Here is a 20,437-nt window from a genome sequence, read left to right on the forward strand (position 1 = left end):
TTGACCGACTTCTTCTCCTTACGTGCCTTGATCGGTCCCAGGGTGACATTGTCCAGGATCGTCTTGTGGGTGAACAGGTTGAACGACTGGAAGACCATGCCGACATCGGCGCGCAGCCGTGCCAGATCCTTGCCCTCGGCCGGCAGCAGTTCACCGCCGATCCGGATCTCGCCGGAATCGATGGGTTCGAGCCGGTTGATCGTCCGGCACAGCGTCGACTTTCCCGAACCCGACGGTCCCAGCACCACGACCACCTGACCTTTGGGGATGGTCAGGTCGATGTCTTTGAGGACATGCAGGTCGCCGTAGTGCTTCTGGACATCGGTCATCGCGATCATGGGAGCTTCGCTCGGTGATGGCATGGGCACAACCCTAGTGGTACCGGTCACTGGTGTCGCGGGTTCCCCGGCAGTGGCGCGGACGGATTTGCTCGGGCCCGTATCCTGGGAGGCGTGAGTAGTGCCCTGCAAGAACGTGCACCGTCCGAGACCGGAGGGGTGCAGCGTTCGTACACGGTGCGCACCTACGGCTGCCAGATGAATGTGCACGATTCCGAGCGCATCGCCGGTCTGCTCGAGGACGCTGGCTATGTGCGCGCCGAAGCCGAGAACGACGCCGACCTGGTGGTCTTCAACACCTGCGCCATCAGGGAGAACGCCGACAATAAGCTGTACGGCAACCTGTCGCATCTGGTGCCGATGAAGAAGCGCCGGCCCGGGATGCAGATCGCCGTCGGCGGATGCCTGGCGCAGAAGGACAAGGACACCGTGCTGGAGAAGGCGCCGTGGGTCGATGTGGTCTTCGGAACCCACAACATCGGCTCGCTTCCGGTGCTGCTCGAGCGCGCCCGGCACAACGAGGCCGCGCAGGTGGAGATCGTCGAGTCACTGGAGGCCTTTCCGTCGACGCTGCCGGCCAAGCGCGAGTCCGCGTACGCCGGCTGGGTGTCGGTGTCGGTGGGCTGCAACAACACCTGCACCTTCTGTATCGTTCCGGCGCTGCGGGGCAAAGAGGTGGACCGCCGGCCCGGCGATGTGCTCGCCGAGGTGCAGGCACTGGTCGACCAGGGTGTGCTCGAAGTGACGCTGCTGGGCCAGAACGTCAACGCCTACGGCATGTCGTTCGCCGACCCCGAGATGCCGCGCAACCGCGGCGCCTTCGCGGAGCTGCTGCGTGCATGCGGCCGGATCGAAGGTCTGGAGAGGGTCCGGTTCACCTCACCGCACCCGGCGGAGTTCACCGACGACGTCATCGAGGCGATGGCGCAGACACCGAACATCTGCCCCCAGCTGCACATGCCGCTGCAATCGGGGTCCGACCGCATCCTCAAGGCGATGCGGCGCAGTTACCGGCGCAGCAAGTTTCTGGGCATCCTGGAGCGAGTGCGGCAGGTCATGCCTGATGCGGCGATCACCACCGACATCATCGTGGGCTTTCCGGGGGAGACCGAAGAGGACTTCCAGCAGACCCTCGAGGTGGTCGAGGCCGCCCGGTTCGCCAGCGCCTTCACTTTTCAGTACTCGCCGCGGCCGGGCACTCCGGCGGCCACCATGCCCGATCAGGTGCCGCCGGAAGTCGTCGCCGACCGCTACCGGCGGTTGATCGCGTTGCAGGACCGCCTCAGCCTGGAGGCCGGTACGGCGCTGATCGGCACCGAGGTCGAACTGCTCGTCGCGGCCGGGGAGGGCCGCAAGAGCTCGGAGACCGGCCGGATGAGCGGCCGTGCCCGCGACGGCCGGCTGGTGCACTTCCAGCCGGGCGAGGGCGCAGCGGACATCCGGCCGGGTGATGTGGTGCACACGGTGATCACCGAAGCCGCCCCGCACCACCTGATCGCCGACGGCGGCGTCACCGCGCACCGTCGTACCCGGGCCGGTGACGCCCATGCCGCCGGAACCACACCGACCACCCCGCCGGTGGGTGTGGGGCTGGGACTACCGAGCCTCGGGCGAAAACAGAACACCGAACCGGTCGATGCGTGCGGCAGCGGCGGCTGCTGCTGATCGACGCAGACAGCCACAGCAGTGATCCGGCGGTCTACGCCGGACAGATGAGGAGATGAGCAACCGATGAGTGAGCTTCCGGGCGACAAGCGTGGTCCGCAGCCGCCGACGGCCAGTCAGGACCGCGAGGCGCTGCGCGCCTACGAGAAGGATCTGCGCAAGGCCGAACGCAAGGTGGCCGGCGAGATCGACCCGGGCGCACGCGCCCTGGTGGTGGGGGTGCTGGTCCTGCTGGCGATGGTCTCCCTGCTGATTCCCCATGCCGGCGGTGCCCGCGGTGTGGACGTGCTCACCATGTCGACGGCCGCGCACGATGAGCGGATCGCCCTGCCGTCGCAGATCTTCATCTGGCTGATGGTGGTCTTCGGGATCGGTTTCTCGATGCTGGCGCTGCTTACCCGCCGCTGGGTGATCGCCTGGATCGCATTGTGCGGTTCGGCTGTCGCCTCGGTGGCCGGACTGTTGGCGATCTGGACGCGCAACACCACCGGTGTGGGCGGCATCGAACCGCCCAGCGGGCCCGGTGCGGGCTTGATCCTGGGCTGGCTGGTCATGATCGTGATGACCTTCCACTGGTCGCGCGTGGTCTGGGCACGCAGCTCGTACCAGATGGCGCTGGAGGCCGAACGTCGCGAGCAGGCGGCCATCCACGAGAACTTCAACCGCGCACTGCGTGATCGGCGTGCTTCCGGGCTGCCCAGGCGCTCCTACCAGCAGCCGGGCGGCGCGGCCGCGGGCGGTGCCGGATCAGCCACCGACAAGACCGAATCCGGTGCCGGCAAGGCGGCCAAGGCCGAAGCCGACCGGGTCGCCGCAGACGAGGCCGACGCCGAGGCGACCGACACCGACTAGCGCTCGCCGACCGCGCTCTCGGCCGCCTGTGCCCATTCGGTCCACTGCGTGGCCTGGGCACGCAGCGCGGCAGCCTCGGACCCCTTGCCGGCGGCTGCCGCCTTCTCTGCCTGTTCGGTGAGCTTTGCCGCACGTTCGGCGAACTGTGCGGCCCGGGCCAGCGCCTCGGGGTCGGTGCGCGCCCATTCGGAGTCCTCCTGCGCACGGATCTTCTTCTCCAGCGTCCGGACGCGGCCCTCCAGCGACTGCACCTGATCACGCGGGACCTTGCCGATCTCCTCCCAGCGATCCCGGAACGTCCGGAAGGCCCGGCGGGCGCCGTCCAGGTCGGCGGCCGGATCGATGTTCTTCTCCGCCTCGACCAGCAACTCGAGCTTGGCCTGAGCGTTCTGTTCGAACTCGGCATCGCGCTCGGACAGTTCGGCGTTCCGGGCCGAGAAGAACACATCCTGGGCAGCCTTGAAACGTGCCCACAGGGCGTCGTCGGTGTCGCGCGGTGCGCGGCCGGCGGCCTTCCACTGGGCCATCAGATCGCGGTACTTGGCCGCGGTGGCCGCCCAGTCGGTCGAGGCCGACAGCTGCTCGGCCTCGGCGATCAGTTCTTCCTTGCGTGTCTTGACCACTGCGCGTTCGCGGTCCAGTTCGGCGAAGTGGGCGCCGCGGCGCCGGTTGAACGCATCGCGGGCGTTGGCGTAGCGGCGCCAGAGCGCATCCTCGGCCTTCTTGTCCGAACCACGGATGGTGCGCCACTCCTCGAGGATGTCGCGCAGCCGGTTGCCGCCGGCCTTCCACTGGGTCGATTCGGCACCGATCTTCTCGGCCTCGGTAGCCAGTTCCTCCTTGCGTGCCAGCGCTGCCGCGCGAGCCTGTGCCCGCTGCTTCTTGACCTGACCGGTCAGTTCACCGGCCCGTTCGACGATCGCGGTCAGCCGGGCGTGCAGGGCGTCGACATCGCCGATCACCTGCGCGGTCGGCAATGCCTCGAGCAGATGCTGGGCGGCGGTCTGTGTCTTGCGGGGATCGCCGGATCGGGCGGACAATCGCTCCTCGAGGATCTCGGTCTCGGTGGCAAGGTCGGCGAACTTGCGGGCGAAGTGCGCCATTCCCTCAGCCGGGGTACCGGCCTGCCAGGACCCGATCTGTCGATCACCGGCACCGGTGATCAGCCACACGGTGCCGTCCTGATCGATGCGCCCGAATTGATGCGGGTCGCCCAGATCGGTGTGCGGAGCAGCGACAGCCGGGCGCCCACCCGCCGGCGGCCCCGGACGTGGTCCCGGTCGCGGACCCGGCCGGGGGCCGGGGCGCGGAGTGGTGTCGGGGGTCGGCTGGTTCGGGGTGCTCATCGGTAGTCGCCTTCTCATTCGCTCGCGCCGCGCGTCACGGCTGCCTGAACCGCGGCCGTCGCCGGCTGCATGTCGTGCGGTTCGTCGTTTCCGTTGTTCATTCAAACAGTTCCCCGGGCGCGATGGGGCAGGGCGCGGACATTGAGGCCACCGCGGTAGCGTCGCAGGGGTGTTGGCTCAGATCGCGGTGATCCCCAGTGCCCCCCTGTTGGTGCCCGAATTGGCAGGTCCGGCAGCGACCGATACCGAACCCGTGCGCGCAGCGGTCCTTGCTGCCGGGAATCGGCTCGCGCAGGCCAGTGGACAGTGGATCGCCGTGGGCGTCGGCACCGGAGACCACTGCGCTGTCAGTGGCGACTTCGGCGCCTACGGGGTGCCCGTACCGATCCGGTTGCCGCATCCGAGCGAGTCGACCGCCCCGCCGCCGTTGTCGATGCTGCTGGCGGGCTGGCTCGCCGGACAGAGCCGACCCCAGCCGTCCTCGGTGAGCCCGGTCATCGTCGATCCGGAAACGACGCCGGCGGCGGCGGGCGCACTGGGTGCGGACCTGGCGGCGATCACCGCGTCCGCCGAACAGAACATCGGCCTGTTGGTGGTGGCCGACGGTGCGACCGCGCTGAGCCCCGCGGCGCCCGGCGGCGGTGAGCGGGCTTCGGCGTGGGCGCTGCAACGACGGATCGACGCCGCGGTGGCCGCCGTCGATCCGGACGGCCTGAGCCGGCTACCGGTCGACGAGTGCGCGACCGAGGGCGTCGAGACGCGGGCGGCCTGGCAGGTGCTGGCCGGCGTGCTGTCCTCGCTGCCGCCCATGACCAGCCGGGTCGGCTATGCCGCGGCGCCGTTCGGGGTCGGGTACACCGTGGCCACCCTGCAGCCGGTGGGAACACCATGAGCGGCGCGGCCGACCAGCCCATACCGGTCGCGCTGATCGGTCCGACCGCCAGCGGCAAAAGTGACCTGGCGCTGGATCTTGCCGAAGAGCTCGGCGGAGAGATCATCAACATCGATGCGATGCAGCAGTACCGCGGGATGGACATCGGCACCGCCAAGATTCCCGTCGACCAGCGACGCGGCATCGTCCATCATCAGCTCGACGTGCTCGAGGTAACGCAGACGGCGACGGTGGCCGGCTACCAACAGGCGGCCGGCGCCGATGTCGAACAGTTGCTGCGCGCAGGAAAGACGCCGGTGATCGTCGGCGGTTCGATGATGTACATCCAGGGTCTGCTCGACGGGTGGCGGTTTCCGGCCACCGACCCGGTCGTGCGCGCCCGCTACGAAGAGCAACTCGCGCACCTGGGCGCCGGTGCCCTCCATCGGCGGCTGGCCGAGGTGGACCCTGCCGCCGCCGCCACCATCCTGGACTCCGATGGCCGGCGGATCGTGCGAGCGTTGGAGGTGATCGAACTGACCGGCCGCCCGTTCGCCGCCTCGGCGCCGACGATCGGCCGGCCGCGCTGGGACACCCGGATCATCGCCCTGGACCGCGAGACCGCCGCCCTCGACGAACGGATCCGGCTCCGTACCGCGTCGATGTTCGCCACCGGGTTCGTCGAGGAGGTGGCCGCCCTCTGTGACCAGGGACTGCGATCGGGGAAGACCGCGGCCCAGGCGATCGGCTACGCGCAGATCCTGGCCCATCTCGACGGCGCCTACGATCTGGCCGAAGCCCAGGAGCGCACCTTCATCGGCACACGCCGCTATGTGCGACGACAGCGCTCCTGGTTCCGCCGCGACCATCGGGTGCGCTGGCTGGATGCGGCTGCGGCCGATCTGACCGGGCAAGCGCTGAGCGTCCTGTCGGAGACGGCCGCGCCGGGTCGGTAACCTTCACCTGTGAGCACCGCCCCGCTGCCCTTCGCCAAAGGTCACGGCACCGAGAACGATTTCGTGATCCTGCCTGATCCGGACGGAGCGCTGGACCTGACAGCACAGCTGGTCAGTGCGCTGTGCGAGCGGCGGCGGGGGATCGGCGGCGACGGAGTCCTGCGCGTCGCCCGCGCCGGGGCGCTGGTGCGGTCCGGGGTGCTGGCCGAACTGCCCGCCGGTGTCGCCGGGGACGACTGGTTCATGGACTACCGCAACGCCGACGGTTCGCTGGCGGAGATGTGCGGGAACGGAGTGCGGGTGTTCGCGCACTACTGTCGCGCGGCCGGTCTGGTCGGCGCCGACGAGTTCGTGGTCGCCTCGCGCGCCGGGCCGCGCCCGGTGACGCTGCATTCCTGGGACGACGGCGCTGCCGAGGTGACCGTCGCCATGGGTCGGGCACGCCTGGACGGGCGCAGTACGGTCACGATCGCGGGCCGCGAGCTGACCGGTGAGGCGATCGATGTGGGTAATCCGCATCTGGCGTGCGTCGTCGACGGTCTGACCCCGCAGACGCTGGCCGCGCTCGACTTGTCGGCCGAACCGGTCCTGGTGGCCGGCCGTTTTCCGGGCGGGGCGAACGTGGAGATCCTGACACCCCTGGAACCGGACGCCGCGCCGACCGGCGCCTTCGCTTCCCACCTGCGCGTGATCGAGCGGGGGGTCGGGGAGACCCGGTCGTGCGGCACCGGCCTGGTGGCCGGGGCGGTCGCCGCACTGCATCGACTCGGCCGCGCCGCGGGCGTGGTGGTCATGACGGTGCCCGGTGGCACCGTGACGGTCACGCTGCGGGCAGGCCAGAGCTACCTGCGTGGACCGTCGCGGCTGATCGCACACGGCGAGGTGACCGGCGGTTTTCCGGGCCGATGAACCGGCCGCGACAGTCGGCGGAGACGCGAGCAGAGAAATTCGGATGCACGCAGACCCGAGCATCGGGCATCATGGATGCCATATGACTGAATTGCATGAAACGACCGAAACCGTATCGTCGACGACGCCGACGACCGGTGAACTTCAGCTGGACGACCGTACCGCCCTGCAGCGGGTAGCCGGGCTGTCCACAGAACTGACCGACGTCACCGAGGTCGAATACCGCCGGCTGCGGCTCGAGCAGGTGGTCCTGGTCGGGGTGTGGACCACCGGGACGGCCGACGAGGCGCAGGCGAGTATGGCCGAGTTGGCGGCACTGGCCGAGACAGCCGGCTCGCAGGTGCTCGACGCGGTGATCCAGCGACGGCCCAAACCCGATGCCGCGACCTACCTGGGATCGGGTAAAGCCGAGGAACTGCGCGAGATCGTGCTGGCGACCGGCGCCGACACCGTGATCTGCGACGGTGAACTCACCCCGGCCCAGCTGACCGCGCTGGAGCGGGTGGTGAAGGTCAAGGTGATCGACCGGACGGCCCTGATCCTGGATATCTTCGCTCAGCACGCCACCTCGCGGGAAGGCAAGGCGCAGGTCTCGCTGGCGCAGATGGAATACATGTTGCCGCGGCTGCGAGGCTGGGGCGAGTCGATGTCCCGTCAGGCCGGTGGCCGGGCCGGGAGCAACGGCGGCGTGGGTCTGCGTGGTCCGGGTGAAACCAAGATCGAGACCGACCGTCGTCGGATTCGGGAGCGGATGGCCAAGCTCCGAAAGGAGATCCGCGGGATGAAGACCGCGCGAACGGTCAAACGTGCGCAACGCAGCCGCGGCCCGGTACCTGCGCTGACCGTCGTCGGCTACACCAACGCCGGTAAATCCTCCCTGGTCAATGCGATGACCGGGTCGGGGGTGCTGGTGCAGGATGCCCTGTTCGCCACGCTGGATCCGACCACCCGGCGCGCCCGGCTCGCCGACGGACACGAGGTGGTGTTCACCGATACCGTCGGGTTCGTCCGGCATCTGCCGACGCAGCTGGTCGAAGCCTTCCGGTCCACGCTCGAGGAGGCGGTGCACGCCGATCTGCTCATCCACGTCGTCGACGGCGCCGATGCCTTCCCGGACAAGCAGATCTCCGCGGTACGAAACGTCCTGAACGAGGTCTTCGATGACGAAGAGATCGATCCGCCGCCGGAGCTGCTGGTCATCAACAAGATCGACGCCGTCGATGCCGCCCGGATGACGCAGCTGCGTGCCGAGTACCGCGACGCGGTCTTCGTGTCTGCACGGACGGGGGAGGGCATCGACGAGCTGTTCGCCCGGATCACCGAATTCGTGGAAGCCGGCGATGTGGAGGCGGTGCTGGCGGTGCCGTTCTCCCGCGGTGAGGTGATGGCTCGACTCCATCAGCATGCGCACGTGCTGGAGACCGATCACACCGCCGAGGGCACGCGCGTCCGGGTGCGCATGCCCAAGGCGATCGCCGCCGAATACGCCGACCTGCGGATCGACTGACCCCGCGGGACCGCCGAGTCGGCCCGGGCACCGCAGTGAAAGGTGCCCGGCCCGACTCGCGGCGGACTACTCGGCGTCCAGATCCTGGGCGACCAGGGCCGCGATCTGATCGACGGCATCCTGATCATCGCTCTCGACGATGACGGTGGCGCCCTTCTCGGCGCCCAGGGTCATGATCATCAGCGAGCTGCCGGCGTCCACCGGTTCACCGCCTTCGACGGCGAGGGTCACATCGGCATCCAGGGCCATGGCGGCCTCGGCGATGATGGTGGCCGGACGAGCGTGCAGGCCGACGGCCGAACCGACGGTCACGGTGGTGCTGGGCATTTCTGGGTCCCTTTCGTTGTGGATGAACAGCGTCGATAAGTGGGTGACGAACGGTGTTCCTGCGTCGAACTTACTGCGCGGCAACGGTCTGCGCGGCGGCCTCTTCGGAAGTGGTGCCGATCGCCTTGGCCACGATGACACCGACGGCCGCCACCACCGTGCCCACGGCCAGCGCGATCAGGAACTTCCACCAGGTACCGTTCATCGCGAACAGGACGAATACGCCGCCGTGCGGGGCCCGCAACTGCACGTCCAGGGCCATGACCAGACCACCGGTGACCGCCCCGCCGATCATCATCGGCGGGATGACGCGCAGCGGATCGGCGGCGGCGAACGGAATGGCGCCTTCGGAGATGAACGAGGCACCCAGCAGCCAGGCGGCCTTGCCGTTCTCGCGCTCGGGATCGGTGAACCGGCCCGGACGCAACACCGTCGAGGCCAGCGCCAGCGCCAGGGGCGGTACCATTCCGGCGGCCATGACCGCGGCCATGATCTGCCACTGCGCCACACCGGCCGAAGTCAGCCCCAATCCGGCGACGCCGAAGGCGTAGGCGGCCTTGTTGACCGGGCCGCCCAGGTCGAAGCACATCATCAGGCCAAGAACCACACCGAGGGCGATCTTGGAGCCGCCGCTCATGCTGTTGAGGCCGTCGGTCATCTGCTCGTTGACCCATCCCAGTGGGCGTCCGAGGAACATGTACATGATCACGCCCACGACCAGCGAGGCGCACAACGGGATGATGACCACCGGCATCAAGCCGGCCGCCCACCGCGGCAGGTTCAGCCGGGTGAGCCACAGCGCCACCACACCGGCGAACAGGCCGCCGATCAAGCCGCCGATGAAGCCGGAGCTGACGGCCAGAGCGACCGCACCGGCGGTGAAACCCGGGGCGATACCGGGACGATCAGCGATCGCATAGGCGATGTACCCGGCCAGTACGGGGACCATGAACGCCATGGCCAGACTGCCGATCGCGAAGAAGACCGCGCCCAGATACTGCATGACGCCACCGGGTGGGAGATTCCACAGGCTGTTGTTCAACGCGTAGAACGCAGCGTCGTTCATTCCGTCCATACACCCGGCAGCGGGATACAGGACGGTGCCCTCGTCCAGCCCGCTGGGCACGCAGACCTTCGCGTTGGCGATCTCGTAGCCGCCGAACAGGAATCCCAGGGCCATCAGCAGGCCCCCCGCGGCGACGAAGGGGATCATGTAGCTCACGCCGGTGAGCAGGGCCTGCTTCAGCCGGCCGCCGAAGCCGACCCCGGCGCCGGTCTCCTCCGCCGAGGACCCGCCGTCACCGGCGGCGACGCGCCGGGCGTGCGGATCGGTCGCGGCCGCACGTGCCTCGGCAAGCATCGCATCGGGTTCGTTGATGGCCCGTTTGACACCGGATTCGATCACCGGTTTACCGGCGAAACGTTCGCGGCCCTTGACTCCGACGTCGGTGGCGAAGATGACGGCGCCGGCCCGCTTGATCTGATCGGCGGTGAACGGGGTGGTGCCCGAGGAGCCCTGTGTCTCCACCAGGTATTCCACCCCCGCACGCTCGGCGGCGAGCTTGAGCGCATCGGCGGCCATGTAGGTGTGTGCGATACCCGTCGGACACGCCGTGATCGCCAGGATCAGCTCTCCGGCGGACTCCGGGTCCGCCGCCGCGCCGGAGGATCCGGCCGCAGGCGCTGTGGCCCCCGCAGGAGTCTGGGCCGACGCCGAAGTCTGGGCCGCCGCCGAAGTCTGGGCCGACGCCGGCCGGGTCGCGGAAGATTCGGCGGCCGGTTTCGCAGCGGCCGGTTTAGGCGCGACCGCCTCGCCGACCAGCGTGACGATGGCCTCGGTGTCGGGGGCTTGGCGCAGCTCGGCGACGAAATCGGGCCGGACGAGCGCCCGGGCCAGGGAACTCAGGAGCTTCATGTGCTCGGACCCCGCTCCGGCGGGGGCGGCGATCAGGAAGACGATGTCGGCCGGTCCGTCCGGTCCGCCGAAGTCGACCTTGTGCGACAGCCGCGCCATGGCCAGCGAGGCGGTGCTGACCGAGTCGACCCGGGCATGGGGAATGGCGAGACCGCCGGGCAGCCCCGTCGGCGATTTGGCTTCGCGTTCCAGAGCAGCCTCGGCCAGTTCGCCGGGGTCGCTGCAGCGCCCGGCCTCGGCGAGCAACTGGGCCAGACGCTTGATCACGGCGGCGGCATCGCCACCGGCATCGGCGTCGAGCAGAACCAGCTCCGGCACGATTATCGGTTCGGACATGGGATTTCCTTCACTAGTCGGCCGGTCAGGACAGTTGCCGGACAGCAACGCCGGCGAGATCGAGCTGTTTCGGCGTCGGCGGGGTGGTGCCCGGCAGCGCGGCGGCGGCCGAACCGTAGGCGACTGCGGTGCGCAGACACTTGGCCGGAGCGGACCCGCGTTGCTGGGCGATCAGGTAGCCGGCCAGAGAGGCATCGCCGGCCCCGACCGTGCTGCGCACCCGCACCGGCGGCGGGGTGGCGAACCACGTGTCGGCACCGACGGTCAGCAGCGCCCCCGCGCCGCCCAGAGTGGTCAGGACCGTGCCGCCGGTCCGCTCGGCCAGCGACGCGGCCGCCGTGGCCGCAGGGGCCAGATCACCGGCATCCGCGGCGGCCTCGAGCATCGCGCCGTCACCGCCGGTGAGTTCAGCGAGTTCGAAAGCGTTCGGCTTGAGCAGGTCGGGCCGCACCCCCGGGATCGCCAGCAGCGGGGAACCGGAGGTGTCCACAGCGACCTTCAGTCCAGCAGCATGCAGCCGGACGGTGACGCCGACGTACCAGTCCGCCGGCACCCCCGGGGGGAGCGAACCACTGAGCACGACCCAGGAGGCACCCGCCGAGCAGTCGACGATCAGGTCGGTCAGATGCGCCAGGGCGGTGGGCGACAGTTCGGCGCCGGCCTCGTTGATCTTGGTCGTGGTGCCGTCGGGTTCGGCCAGCGTCAGGTTGACGCGGACATCGTCGTCGATCACCACACTGCGATAGGGCAGACCTGCCGAATCGAGTTGTTTGAGCAGCCGATCGCCGGGCGCGGCCGGGAGCAGTGCCAGCGTCGGCAGTCCGGCTTCGGCGATCGCGCGAGCGACGTTGATGCCCTTACCGCCCGGCTGACTGCGGACGCTCCGGGCGCGCAGCACCTCGCCGCGCGTGAGCGGGCCGGGTAGTTCCACCGTCCGGTCCACGCTGGGATTGGCCGTCACGGTCACGATCATGCGATCACCACTTCGATATCCAGGGCCGTCAGGTCGGCCATCAGTGAGGGGTCGGCTTCGGCGTCGGTGACGAGGACGTCGATATCGGTCAGATCACCGAAGCTGACCAGGTCTTCCCGGTTGAATTTGGACGAATCGGCCAGCACGACCACGGTGTTGGCGGCCGACAGCATCGCCCGCTTAGCGGCGGCCTCATCGGGGTCGGGGGTCGACAGACCATGGTCCAGGCTCAACCCGTTGACGCCCATGAACGCCACCGATGCGCGCATCCGGCGCAGGGTGTCGACGGTCGTCGCGCCCACGGCTGCCTGCGTCTTCCCGCGGATCCGTCCACCGACCACGGTCACTTCACACCGGGGCAGGGTCGAGAGATGGGTGGCCAGCGGGAGGGCATTGGTGATGACGGCCAGATCGCGGTCGCCGGCCAGCGCCAGTGCCGCGCGCAGTGTCGTCGTACCGGCGTCGAAGATGACCGAGCCGCCGGCGGGCGGCAGGAAGGCCTGCGCGGCCCGGCCGATGGCGGTCTTCTCGGCGAGCCGGGACTGCTCCCGTTGAGCCAGGTCAGGCTCATCGATCACGGCGACGATGTCGGGACGGACGGCCCCGCCGTGCACCCGCTGCACCACGCCCTGCCGTGCCAGCACCGCCAGGTCGCGGCGCACGGTCTCACCGGTCACCTCGAAACGCTGTGCCAGCTGGGTGACCGCCACGCGTCCACGTGCGCGGACCTCGCTGGCGATCGCCTGCTGTCGTTCTTCGGCGTACACGCCGGCTCCCTGCGTAGAGTCCACGAATACGGGGCGGTGGGCCCGCTATCCGATTTGGGTATGCCTGTTTTTACCTGTGAATATGTTGACAAGTCAAGCACTTTTAGTAACGTACATCACATGAGCGGAGGAGTGGGCATGGTGGAGAACTTCGGCGCGACGACGGTGGTTCAGGGCACGCCCGTGGTGCACGGCCTCGCCTACGGACCGGTGATCCGGCCCGCCGGTCGACCGGACTTCGGCCTGGACCCGGAGGCGACCGTGCCGCAGGAGGAGCGCGAAGCCGAGGCGCAGCGCTTCACCGCAGCAGTTGCCACGGTCGCCGATCGCTTCTCCGCACGGGCCTCGGCCAGTACCGGGAGCTCGGCTGAGGTGCTGTCTGCGACGGCGACCCTGGCCAAGGACCGCGCGTGGAATCGCGCCGCGACCAAGGCGATCGCCGACGGCACTCCGGCCGCCGCGGCGACGGTGGCGGCCATCGAGCAGATCGCCGAGATGTTCCGGGGACTGGGCGGGCTGATGGCCGAACGAGTCACCGACCTCGACGACATCCGCGACCGGGTGGTTGCCGAACTGCTCGGCCTGCCCGAGCCCGGGATCCCGATGCCGGACGAGCCGTCGGTGCTGTGCGCCGATGACCTGGCTCCCGCCGATACCGCCGGCCTCGATCCGCAGCGAGTGATAGCCCTGGCCACGCGGCTGGGCGGGCCGTCGAGTCATACCGCCATCATCGCTCGGCAACTGGGGATTCCGTGCGTGGTCGCGATCGCTGAACTGGACAGCATCGCTGCCGGCAAGCAGATTTTCGTCGACGGCACGCGAGGACTGGTGGGCGTCGATCCGAATCCGGAGGCGATCGGCGAGGCGGTGCAGCAGGCGCGTGAAGCGGCCGCCGCCGCCGAAGCCTGGCGGGGACCGGGTCGCACCGCCGACGGGACCGAGGTCCTGATCCTGGCGAATGTGGCCGACGGAGCCTCGGCGCGGGCGGCGGCCGGGCTGGGCATCGTCGAGGGAGTGGGTCTGTTCCGTACCGAGCTGGCGTTCCTGGACCGGCCGGACGAGCCCTCGGTGGCTGAGCAGACCGAACTCTATCGCGAGGTGATCGATGCCTTCGACGGCCAGAAGGTGGTGATCCGGACCCTGGATGCCGGTTCGGACAAACCACTCAAGTTCGTCGGGCTGCCCGAGGAGGCCAATCCGTCCCTGGGTGTCCGCGGGAACCGGATCGTTCTCACCGCACCCCAGATCCGCGAGCACCAGCTCGATGCGCTCGCCGCAGCGGCACGGGGAACCACGGTGGTGCCGTGGGTGATGGCGCCGATGATCGCCACGGTCGCCGAGGCTCGGGAGTTCGCGGCTTTGGTGCGGGCCCGGGAGATGGTTCCCGGGGTCATGGTCGAAGTGCCCTCGGCAGCGGTGCAGGCCGACAAGATCCTGGCCGAGGTCGACTTCGTCTCCATCGGCACCAACGATCTGACCCAGTACACGATGGCTGCCGATCGGATGTCGCCGGAGTTGGCGGCGCTGACCGATCCCTGGCAGCCGGCGGTACTGGCGCTGATCGACCGTGTCGGGGCGGCCGGACTGGCGCAGGGCAAGCAGGTCGGGGTGTGCGGCGAGGCCGCCGCCGATCCGTTGCTGGCCTGCGTTCTGGTGGGCCTGGGAGTGCGCTCGCTGTCGGCGGCGCCGGCCGCAGTGGCACCGGTCGGCCTCAAACTCGGTGGTGTGACCCTGGACCAGTGTCGAGAGGCGGCTGCGGCGGCCGTGGGCGCCGAGAGTGCCGCGGGTGCCCGCGAGGCGGCTCGCGCGGTGCTGGGCTGAACGGACGCGGAATCATTCAGGGTGGAGGTCGTCTGGCCCCGGTGCGACCTCCAGGCGATTTCGTCCCAGCGCGCTGATGCCCGGACCGTTCGGTCCGGGCATCAGTGTCGCGAGCGGGTGAGCCGGCGGGTCAGACTCGGCGCATCACGGTCACGACCTTGCCGAGGATCGCTGCATCGTCGCCCGGGATCGGGTCGAAGTGCTCGTTGTGCGGCATCAGCCAGACGTGCCCGTCGATGCGCTTGAAGGTCTTCACGGTCGCCTCGCCGTCGATCATGGCCGCGACGATGTCACCGTTCTCGGCGACGTTCTGCTGGCGTACGACCACCCAGTCGCCGTCGCAGATGGCCGCGTCCACCATCGACTCGCCGACCACGCGCAGCAGGAACAGGGAGCCCTCGCCGACCAATTCCTTGGGCAGGGGGAACACGTCCTCGACGGCCTCCTCGGCCAGAATCGGACCGCCGGCAGCGATCCGGCCGAGGACCGGAACGTATGCGGGCGCCGGCATGCCGGACTCGTCCGAGGCTGCGGCGGCTGCACTCCCCGGCGGCGGTGTCCGGTTGTCGTCGCGGACGTTGACCGCACGCGGCCGGTGCGGATCGCGCTTGAGCAGGCCGCGCCGCTCCAGGGTGCGCAACTGATGGGCGACCGACGAGGTCGACGTCAGCCCGACCGCTTCGCCGATCTCGCGGATGCTGGGTGGATAGCCCCGTTCACGCACCGACGATCGGATGCACTCGAGCACCTCGCGCTGACGCTGCGTCAGCGAGGCCTCCAGGGTCGCTGTCGCCAACAGCGGATCCACATTCGAGCTGCCGTGCGGTCCGTCGTTCATCTCCGGTCCTTTCGTGGGTGGTCACCGGGGGCGGTGATCCCCAAGTTAGTCGAGTAGGTCACAGAAATCAAACAATTGTTCGACGTGTCGCGACATTTGTCGGAGGGGTGGTGTTAACTATCGAACAAGAGTTCTTCGAACATACGAACGACGGAGTTTGACGATGACTATGACGCTGAATCTGCGGACCGCCGACGCCGCCCAGAATCGCCATGCATTGACCGTGACCTGCGATGTTCCGGTCGTCGCTATGCGTGGGCAACGGCCGACCGCAGCGGCCGCCCCCACCTGCCGACCGACCGGGCGTCGCCGGGAGAACCGGCGTCCGGTGGTCCGATCGAGCGATTCCGGGCCGGCGCCGGCCACCTGGACCTCCCGCACTGTTCGAACGACCGAGCCGATGCGGTCCACTCGTTCGAACAGCGCAGAGACGTCCATGTCGGCGCGCAGGGTCTGGGCCGTCGCCGTCCTGACCGGTGTGGCGCTGGCCGCGTTGGTGCTGCTGCTCGGTGCTCTCGGTTCGGACTACGAGCGCGCGGCCACCGGTGCTCCGGCGCAGACGCAGGTGGTGCATGTGCGCTCGGGTGAGTCGTTGTCGTCGCTGGCCGCGCGCCTGGCTCCGGAACAGTCGGCCGCCGCGGTGATCGCCGCGATTCGGGAACTGAACGGGCTGGAGGGTGTGGGCCTGCGCCCCGGGCAGGCGCTCGTGGTGCCGGCGTACCGGTGAACACCGGCGCTGAAGTCGACGGCCCGGGGCCGGTAGGCCGGGGTGTCGGGGGACAGGTGTGCAAATCCTGGCGGCCGTGCAGGTACGCTGAGGGCATGCGCTGCCCGTTCTGCAAGAACGACGACACCCGGGTGGTCGATTCGCGTGCATCCGACGACGGTCTGACCATCCGGCGCCGTCGCGCATGCGCTGAGTGCGGCCGACGGTTCACGACGGTCGAGTCGGCCGTGCTGGCTGTGGTCAAGCGCAACGGAGTCACCGAACCGTTCAGCCGTGAAAAGGTGATGAAGGGCGTGCGGCGGGCATGCCAGGGCCGGCACGTCGACGAGGATTCGCTGGCCAAACTCGCCGAAGCCGTGGAGAACACGGTGCGGGCGTCCGGATCGGCGGAGGTTCCCAGCCATGAGGTGGGGCTGGCTATCCTCGGCCCGCTGCGCGAGCTTGATGAGGTCGCCTACCTGCGTTTCGCCTCGGTGTACCGCTCGTTTGAATCGGCCGACGACTTCCAGCGCGAGATCGACGATCTGCGCAAGGACCGCAGCCCGGTCGCCTGACTCAGCGGAAGCTGTCGAGCGCCTTGATCAGGCGCTTCTCCGAGACCGGACCGGCGGTCCCGAGTTGCTGAGCGAACAGACTGACCCGCAATTCCTCGAGCATCCAGTGCGCCAGGTCGTTCAACGGCTCCTGGCGAGATTCGGGCACCTGCGCCAGTCGCTGATTCCAGTGCGCGATCACCCGGTCGACGGTGTCCAGACCGGCGCCATCGCGGGCAGCAGAGCCGGGTAGTGCCTCGAGCCGGACCCGCGCGGCCGTGAGGTAGCGGGGCACGTGGCGAAGGTGTGACAACGGTGTCTCGGCGATGAACCCGTCGAAGACCAGGTGGGCCAGCTGCTCGGCGACATCGTCGGCCGCGGCCGAGCCGCTGTGGGCATCGATGGCTCTGCGCAACTCGAAGACCTCGGCCAGCACGCTGACGGTGTGTGTGAAGTACTCCGGTGCCGCCGCCCGGACCTGAGGCGAGAGGCGTTGGGCCAGAGCATTGAATTCCTGGGGGGTGCGCAGGGCCGCCACATCCGACTCCGCTCCGAGCGCATCGGCGATCGCCCGACGAGTACAGTCGGCGAACATGCGCGCCGGATCGGCGTAGGGACACTGGCTCAGCGACAGTCGCTGCGCCGGCGGCAGGCCGTTGGCGATCTTCTTGGTCAACGGAGTGATCGTCTGCTCCAGCAGGATCTGGACCCCGGCGTGCAGGCCGGCATCCCGGGCGGCAGGGCTGGTGACCGCAGTGACACGCACGCCGTCACCGGCGGGCTCGAGGGTCGGATAGGTGACCACGGGCTGACCGGAGACCACGGTGTCGAGGCGATCGGCCAGAACTCCGATCCCATCGTCGCTCCAGGCACGGTAGACCGGAGCGGTCGGGGGTGCCGGGCGGCGGGCGGTGAACTGGCGACGCAGTTCGTCCAGATCGTCGGAGGTGCCGATGATCACGCCCTGTTCGTCGGCGACGGCATAGTGCATGCGCAGATGGGTGGGCAGGGTGTCGATGCGGAAGTCGGCGGGGGACAGGCTGATGCCGGTGATCACTCCCAGTTCGCGCGCCAGCGCCGGCACGAACGGCTCGGAGCGGGCCTGGAGGGCCGATAACGCCAGTTCCGCGTACTGGGAGGCCGGGGACAGCGATTTACGGAGCCCTTTGGGCAGTGATCGGATCACCGCGGTGGCCAGCTCGACCCGCAGCCCGGGCACCAGCCAGTCGAAGCCGGCGGCCTGCACATGGGCCAGCAACGGCTGCGGGATGACCACGGTGACACCGTCGTCGGGCTCACCAGGAGCGAAGTGGTAGCGCAACTCAAGCCTGGTCTGACCCTGCTGCCAGGCGGCTGGATAGTCCGCTGCCGCGGGGACACCGGTCGCGGCGGGCCCGGCTTCGTCCAGGTGGAGCAGCCGCGGGTTCTTCCGGCTCTCCTTCTTCCACCACGAATCGAAGTGTCGGGCCGACACCACGTTCGCCGGGATCCGTGCGTCGTAGAAGTCATAGACGTCGGCGTCGCTGCGACGGACCACCCGGCGCGAACGATGCTCGAGATCTTCGGCTTCGGAAAGCAGGCGCTGATTGTGAGCGTAGAACTCGTGGCGGGTGCGCCAGCGTCCCTCCACCAGTGCCGCCTGCAGGAAGATCGCGCGCGACTCCGCCGGGTCGATGCGACCGTAGTTGACCCGGCGAGCGGCGACCAGGGGCACTCCGTACAGGCTGACCTTCTCGTCGGCCATGACCGCTCCGCGACGCGACGACCAGGCCGGTTCGCTGTAGGTGCGGGTGACCAGCTGGGGGGCGATCTGCTCGACCCATTCGGGATCGATCGAGGCGACGGTGTGCGCGAACAGGCGGGAGGTCTCCATCAATTCGGCGGCCATCACGAAGGCCGGCGGCTTACCGGCGAGCTGGGATCCGGGGAAAAGGGTGAACTTGGTGCCGCGCGTGCCCAGGTAGTCCCGGCCGTCACCGAACTTGACCCCGATGTTGGTCAGCAGACCGGTCAGCAGACTGCGGTGGATCGCCGCGGCGTCGACCTGCGTCCGGGGCACCTCCCAGCCGAGTTCACGGACGGTGCGCCGCAACTGCCGATGCAGATCGAACCACTCGCGGATCCGGAGGTAGTGTAGAAAGCCGCGCTCGCACTGTCGTCGGAACTGGTTGCCCGACAGCGCTTCTCGCTGCTCCTGCAGGTGTTCCCAGAGACGCAGCCGACTGAGGAACTCCGAACCGGCCACCGCGTACTGACGATGGGCGGCCTGTGCGGCTTCGCGCCGGTCGGCGGGGAACTCGCGAACGTCGGGCAGTGCGAGTGCCGCGGCGATCACCAGCACATGATCCAGACAGCCGTTCTCGTGAGCGGCGATGAGCATCCGGGCCAGACGCGGGTCGATGGGCAGCCGGGCCAGGTCGCGACCGACCTTGGTCAGCTGGGCCTGTGCAGAATCGAGCTCGGTGACCGCACCGAGTTCGGAGAGCAGGGCCATACCGCCGTTGATCGCTCGTGGAGACGGCGGTTGCACAAAGGGGAAGTCGGCGACGTCGCCCAGACGCAGCGACAACATGGACAGGATGACCGCCGCCAGATTCGCCCGCAGAATCTCCGGATCGGTGTACTCGGGGCGGGTATCGAAATCGTCCTCGGAGTACAGGCGGATGCAGATTCCCGGGGCGACGCGGCCGCACCTGCCGGCGCGCTGGCGGGCGCTGGCCTGCGACACCTTCTCGATCGGCAGTCGCGTCACTTTGGTCCGGCTGGAGTACCGCGAGATCCGCGCGGTACCGGTGTCGATGACATAGCGGATCCCCGGGACCGTCAAGGACGTCTCGGCGACGTTGGTCGACAACACGATTCGCCGCCCGTTCGACGGGGTGAAGATCTTCTGCTGTTCGGCCACCGACAGGCGTGCGTACAGCGGAACGATCTGCGCGTCTCGCCGGTGTTTGAGGGCATCGGCGGTCTCGCGGATATCCCGTTCGGTGGGCAGAAACACCAGGATGTCGCCGCGCTGGGCCGACCACAGCTCGCCGACGGCCGCGTCGATCGCGGCGATCTGGTCCAGATCGGCCTGCTCGGGATCGTCGGTTTCCAGCGGTCGGTACCGGATCTGCACCGGATAGGTGCGGCCGGAGACCTCCAGCATGGGGACCTGGTCGTCGGCGGTGGCGAAATGCCGGGCGAAACGATCCTGTTCGATGGTGGCCGAGGTGATGATCACCTTCAGGTCGGGGCGCCGGGGCAGCAGCCGCTTGAGATAGCCGAGCAGGAAGTCGATGTTGAGACTGCGTTCGTGGGCTTCGTCGATGATGATGGTGTCGTAGCGCCGCAACTGCGGGTCCGAAGTGATTTCGCGCAGCAGGATACCGTCGGTCATCACCTTGACCTTGGTCGCTTTGCTGGTCTTATCGGAGAAGCGGACGCTGTAGCCGACGAGGTCGCCCAGTTCGGTCCGGGTCTCATCGGCGATGCGCCGGGCGACCGATGTGGCCGCCAGCCGCCGCGGTTGCGTATGTGCGATGGAGTCGCGGCCCAGCTGCAGGCAGATCTTCGGCAGCTGGGTGGTCTTTCCCGAGCCGGTTTCGCCGGCGATCACCACGACCTGGTGTGCTGAGATCGCCTGGGCGATCTCGTCGCGGCAGGCACTGACCGGAAGCTCCGGCGGAAAAGAGAGAACGGGGACAGCCATGATGTCCCGAGTCTAGGGCTCGAGGAAACATGATCCCGGCCACACCGACCCGGTCGCCTCGT

General features: G+C 68.8%; 17 protein-coding genes. 9 read left to right on the forward strand and 8 right to left on the reverse strand.

The window, feature by feature from the left end; all coding sequences use genetic code 11:
• Positions 1–338, reverse strand: a 338-nt coding sequence (locus GOHSU_RS12415) for an ATP-binding cassette domain-containing protein (RefSeq protein WP_005942189.1), incomplete at its 3' end; no start/stop codon positions are given.
• Positions 339–452: 114 nt separating this feature from the next.
• Here GOHSU_RS12415 and miaB point away from each other — a divergent pair.
• Positions 453–2,003, forward strand: coding sequence for a tRNA (N6-isopentenyl adenosine(37)-C2)-methylthiotransferase MiaB (gene miaB, locus GOHSU_RS12420; protein ID WP_005942191.1), 1,551 nt, complete (start codon positions 453–455; stop codon positions 2,001–2,003).
• A 66-nt stretch (positions 2,004–2,069) separates the two neighbouring features.
• A complete protein-coding gene (locus GOHSU_RS12425) occupies positions 2,070–2,855 on the forward strand; it encodes an Rv2732c family membrane protein (protein ID WP_005942194.1) in 786 nt (261 codons plus the stop codon).
• Here the strand turns inward: GOHSU_RS12425 and GOHSU_RS12430 are convergent.
• A complete protein-coding gene (locus GOHSU_RS12430) occupies positions 2,852–4,201 on the reverse strand; it encodes a DUF349 domain-containing protein (RefSeq protein ID WP_005942196.1) in 1,350 nt (449 codons plus the stop codon). The two genes, GOHSU_RS12425 and GOHSU_RS12430, sit on opposite strands and share 4 nt — an antisense overlap.
• A 169-nt stretch (positions 4,202–4,370) precedes the next feature.
• Here GOHSU_RS12430 and GOHSU_RS12435 point away from each other — a divergent pair, with 169 nt between their 5' ends.
• The 4 genes from GOHSU_RS12435 to hflX all read left to right on the forward strand — a co-directional run bounded on the left by GOHSU_RS12435 (position 4,371) and on the right by hflX (position 8,444).
• Entirely contained in the window at positions 4,371–5,093 is a 723-nt protein-coding gene (locus tag GOHSU_RS12435) for a class III extradiol ring-cleavage dioxygenase family protein (RefSeq protein ID WP_005942198.1), read from the forward strand.
• Positions 5,090–6,028, forward strand: coding sequence for a tRNA (adenosine(37)-N6)-dimethylallyltransferase MiaA (gene miaA, locus GOHSU_RS12440; protein ID WP_005942200.1), 939 nt, complete (start codon positions 5,090–5,092; stop codon positions 6,026–6,028). The genes GOHSU_RS12435 and miaA overlap by 4 nt, the downstream gene beginning before the upstream one ends.
• A 9-nt stretch (positions 6,029–6,037) precedes the next feature.
• Positions 6,038–6,937: a diaminopimelate epimerase gene (gene dapF, locus GOHSU_RS12445; RefSeq protein WP_005942202.1), complete on the forward strand. Its 900-nt coding sequence runs from the start codon at positions 6,038–6,040 to the stop codon at positions 6,935–6,937.
• Positions 6,938–7,019: 82 nt separating this feature from the next.
• Entirely contained in the window at positions 7,020–8,444 is a 1,425-nt protein-coding gene (gene hflX, locus GOHSU_RS12450; RefSeq protein WP_005942204.1) for a GTPase HflX, read from the forward strand.
• Positions 8,445–8,510: 66 nt separating this feature from the next.
• Here the strand turns inward: hflX and GOHSU_RS12455 are convergent, their stop codons facing one another.
• The 4 genes from GOHSU_RS12455 to GOHSU_RS12470 all read right to left on the reverse strand — a co-directional run bounded on the left by GOHSU_RS12455 (position 8,511) and on the right by GOHSU_RS12470 (position 12,762).
• Entirely contained in the window at positions 8,511–8,771 is a 261-nt protein-coding gene (locus GOHSU_RS12455) for an HPr family phosphocarrier protein (protein ID WP_005942206.1), read from the reverse strand.
• A 70-nt stretch (positions 8,772–8,841) separates the two neighbouring features.
• The gene (locus GOHSU_RS12460) at positions 8,842–11,022 is read right to left on the reverse strand and encodes a PTS fructose transporter subunit IIABC (protein ID WP_005942208.1); all 2,181 of its coding nucleotides are present in this window, start codon (positions 11,020–11,022) and stop codon (positions 8,842–8,844) included.
• A 25-nt stretch (positions 11,023–11,047) separates the two neighbouring features.
• Positions 11,048–11,995, reverse strand: coding sequence for a 1-phosphofructokinase family hexose kinase (locus GOHSU_RS12465; RefSeq protein WP_005942210.1), 948 nt, complete (start codon positions 11,993–11,995; stop codon positions 11,048–11,050).
• Complete coding sequence (locus GOHSU_RS12470) at positions 11,992–12,762, reverse strand: DeoR/GlpR family DNA-binding transcription regulator (protein WP_005942212.1); 771 nt, start codon at positions 12,760–12,762, stop codon at positions 11,992–11,994. The genes GOHSU_RS12465 and GOHSU_RS12470 overlap by 4 nt, the downstream gene beginning before the upstream one ends.
• A gap of 120 nt (positions 12,763–12,882) precedes the next feature.
• Here GOHSU_RS12470 and ptsP point away from each other — a divergent pair, with 120 nt between their 5' ends.
• Positions 12,883–14,583, forward strand: a complete 1,701-nt coding sequence (ptsP, locus tag GOHSU_RS12475) for a phosphoenolpyruvate--protein phosphotransferase (RefSeq protein WP_005942214.1) — start codon at positions 12,883–12,885, stop codon at positions 14,581–14,583.
• A 130-nt stretch (positions 14,584–14,713) separates the two neighbouring features.
• Here ptsP and lexA read toward each other — a convergent pair whose 3' ends face one another.
• Positions 14,714–15,421 carry a transcriptional repressor LexA gene (lexA, locus tag GOHSU_RS12480; RefSeq protein ID WP_005942217.1) on the reverse strand — a complete coding sequence of 236 codons (708 nt, stop codon included), beginning with the start codon at positions 15,419–15,421 and terminating at the stop codon, positions 14,714–14,716.
• A gap of 436 nt (positions 15,422–15,857) precedes the next feature.
• Between lexA and GOHSU_RS12485 the strand changes: the two genes are divergently transcribed.
• Complete coding sequence (locus tag GOHSU_RS12485) at positions 15,858–16,148, forward strand: LysM peptidoglycan-binding domain-containing protein (RefSeq protein ID WP_005942223.1); 291 nt, start codon at positions 15,858–15,860, stop codon at positions 16,146–16,148.
• 95 nt (positions 16,149–16,243) lie between these two features.
• The gene (gene nrdR / locus GOHSU_RS12490; protein WP_005942226.1) at positions 16,244–16,702 is read left to right on the forward strand and encodes a transcriptional regulator NrdR; all 459 of its coding nucleotides are present in this window, start codon (positions 16,244–16,246) and stop codon (positions 16,700–16,702) included.
• A gap of 1 nt (position 16,703) precedes the next feature.
• On the opposite strand, the gene hrpA is transcribed toward nrdR, so the two are convergent.
• A complete protein-coding gene (hrpA, locus tag GOHSU_RS12495; protein WP_005942229.1) occupies positions 16,704–20,375 on the reverse strand; it encodes an ATP-dependent RNA helicase HrpA in 3,672 nt (1,223 codons plus the stop codon).
• Positions 20,376–20,437: the final 62 nt, after the last annotated feature.

It is taken from the genome of Gordonia hirsuta DSM 44140 = NBRC 16056 (genome assembly GCF_000333015.1).
Lineage (GTDB): Bacteria > Actinomycetota > Actinomycetes > Mycobacteriales > Mycobacteriaceae > Gordonia > Gordonia hirsuta.

Bases quoted from the DNA above. Each gene is read 5' to 3' on its own strand.
- GOHSU_RS12460 (WP_005942208.1), bottom strand. From the start codon at position 11,022: ATGTCCGAACCGATAATCGTGCCGGAGCTGGTTCTGCTCGACGCCGAT.
- miaA (WP_005942200.1), top strand. From the start codon at position 5,090: ATGAGCGGCGCGGCCGACCAGCCCATACCGGTCGCGCTGATCGGTCCG.
- hflX (WP_005942204.1), top strand. From the start codon at position 7,020: ATGACTGAATTGCATGAAACGACCGAAACCGTATCGTCGACGACGCCG.
- nrdR (WP_005942226.1), top strand. From the start codon at position 16,244: ATGCGCTGCCCGTTCTGCAAGAACGACGACACCCGGGTGGTCGATTCG.
- GOHSU_RS12485 (WP_005942223.1), top strand. From the start codon at position 15,858: ATGTCGGCGCGCAGGGTCTGGGCCGTCGCCGTCCTGACCGGTGTGGCG.
- lexA (WP_005942217.1), bottom strand. From the start codon at position 15,421: ATGAACGACGGACCGCACGGCAGCTCGAATGTGGATCCGCTGTTGGCG.
- GOHSU_RS12425 (WP_005942194.1), top strand. From the start codon at position 2,070: ATGAGTGAGCTTCCGGGCGACAAGCGTGGTCCGCAGCCGCCGACGGCC.
- ptsP (WP_005942214.1), top strand. From the start codon at position 12,883: ATGAGCGGAGGAGTGGGCATGGTGGAGAACTTCGGCGCGACGACGGTG.
- GOHSU_RS12430 (WP_005942196.1), bottom strand. From the start codon at position 4,201: ATGAGCACCCCGAACCAGCCGACCCCCGACACCACTCCGCGCCCCGGC.
- GOHSU_RS12455 (WP_005942206.1), bottom strand. From the start codon at position 8,771: ATGCCCAGCACCACCGTGACCGTCGGTTCGGCCGTCGGCCTGCACGCT.
- hrpA (WP_005942229.1), bottom strand. From the start codon at position 20,375: ATGGCTGTCCCCGTTCTCTCTTTTCCGCCGGAGCTTCCGGTCAGTGCC.
- GOHSU_RS12465 (WP_005942210.1), bottom strand. From the start codon at position 11,995: ATGATCGTGACCGTGACGGCCAATCCCAGCGTGGACCGGACGGTGGAA.